The sequence below is a fragment of the Streptomyces sp. adm13(2018) genome, assembly GCF_008042145.1.
In the GTDB taxonomy this organism is placed as follows: Bacteria; Actinomycetota; Actinomycetes; order Streptomycetales; family Streptomycetaceae; genus Streptomyces.
Map to the genome: position 1 here is coordinate 9380 of NZ_RDBH01000082.1, position 1527 is coordinate 10906.

Annotated in this window: 2 protein-coding genes; both read left to right on the forward strand. The window is 74.6% G+C overall.

Features of this window, described 5'->3' with window-relative positions:
* The first annotated feature begins 93 nt into the window (after positions 1–93).
* The gene (nadE, locus tag EAO70_RS07450; protein ID WP_148002219.1) at positions 94–924 is read left to right on the forward strand and encodes an ammonia-dependent NAD(+) synthetase; all 831 of its coding nucleotides are present in this window, start codon (positions 94–96) and stop codon (positions 922–924) included.
* 134 nt (positions 925–1058) lie between these two features.
* A complete protein-coding gene (locus tag EAO70_RS07455; RefSeq protein WP_148002220.1) occupies positions 1059–1448 on the forward strand; it encodes a VOC family protein in 390 nt (129 codons plus the stop codon).
* Positions 1449–1527: the final 79 nt, after the last annotated feature.

The following is a 1527-nucleotide window of genomic DNA, read 5'->3' on the forward strand; positions in this document are numbered from 1 at the left end:
GGCCTGCCGGGAGGGGGCGGGGGCCGGGCGACGCGGCCCCGCCCCGGTGCGTAGAGTCGACCTCGCAGCCCCGAACCCGACGAGGAGACCCCCGTGACCGACCCGGCGTCCACCGCCCTCCAGCAGCAGATCGCCCGGGACCTCCAGGTGGCCGAGACCTTCGACCCGCGGGCCGAGATCGAGCGCCGGGTGGCCTTCCTGACCGAGCGGCTCACCTCCACCGGTCTGCGCTCCCTGGTCCTCGGCATCAGCGGCGGCGTCGACTCCACCACCGCCGGACGCCTCTGCCAGCTGGCCGTCGAGCGGGCCCGCGCCGCCGGACACGAGGCCGTCTTCTACGCGATGCGCCTGCCGTACGGCGTGCAGGCCGACGAGAAGGACGCGCAGACCGCGCTCGGCTTCATCCGCGCCGACGAGGTCCTCACGGTGGACGTGAAGGCCGCGAGCGACGCGGCCCTCGACGCCGCCCTCGCCGGCGGCGGCGCCTTCCGCGACGCCCGCCACCAGGACTTCGTCCAGGGCAACATCAAGGCCCGCCAGCGCATGATCGCCCAGTACACCGTCGCGGGGGCCCGGGACGGGCTCGTCGTGGGCACCGACCACGCCGCCGAGGCCGTCTCCGGCTTCTTCACCAAGTTCGGCGACGGCGCCGCCGACGTCGTCCCGCTCACCGGACTGACCAAGCGCCGCGTCCGCGCGGTCGCGGCCGAGCTCGGCGCCCCGTCCGAGCTGGTCTGGAAGACCCCCACCGCCGACCTGGAGACCCTGGACCCGGGCAAGCCCGACGAGGACGCCCTCGGCGTCACGTACGACGACATCGACGACTTCCTGGAGGGCAAGCCGGTCGCCGAGGCCGTCTTCGCCACCATCGTGCGCCGCTACGAGCTCACCGAGCACAAGCGACAGCTGCCGATCGCGCCCTGAGCGACCGGCTGCCCGGTCCGCCCGGCCGGCTGCCCGGTCCGCCCGGCCGGCTGCCCGGCCGGGCGGCGGGCGGCGGGTACGCGGCGGATCCTGGAAGGGGTGCCCCGGACCGGGCCCCCGGAAGGGAGCACGCCATGTTCGGCGAGACCTCGGCGTTCAGCGGTTTCTCGGTCGACGACCTGGACGCCGCCCGACGCTTCTACGGCGAGACCCTCGGTCTGCGGGTGGGCGAGGAGGGGGACGGCGACATGCGCATGCTCCTCCTCACCCTGGCGGACGGTGCCAGGATCTTCGTCTACCCGAAGGACGACCACACCCCCGCCACGTTCACGATCCTCAACTTCGCGGTCGACGACATCGACCGCGCCGTGGACGAGCTGACCGGGCGCGGAGTGACCCTGGAGCGCTACGACGGGTTCGAGGCCGACGCCAAGGGTGTCGTCCGGGCCGAGGGCGGACCGCCCATCGCCTGGTTCAAGGACCCCGCGGGCAACGTCCTGGCGGTCCTCCAGGAACCCCGCTGACCTACGGCGGACCGGGTCACCTGGCCCCTGTGACCTACGGCGGCCCGGGCGCCCGGCCCGTGGCGGCCTGGGTGCCCGG

Excerpts from the sequence above, each read along its gene's own strand:
- EAO70_RS07455 (WP_148002220.1), top strand. The coding sequence starts at position 1,059 with ATGTTCGGCGAGACCTCGGCGTTCAGCGGTTTCTCGGTCGACGACCTG.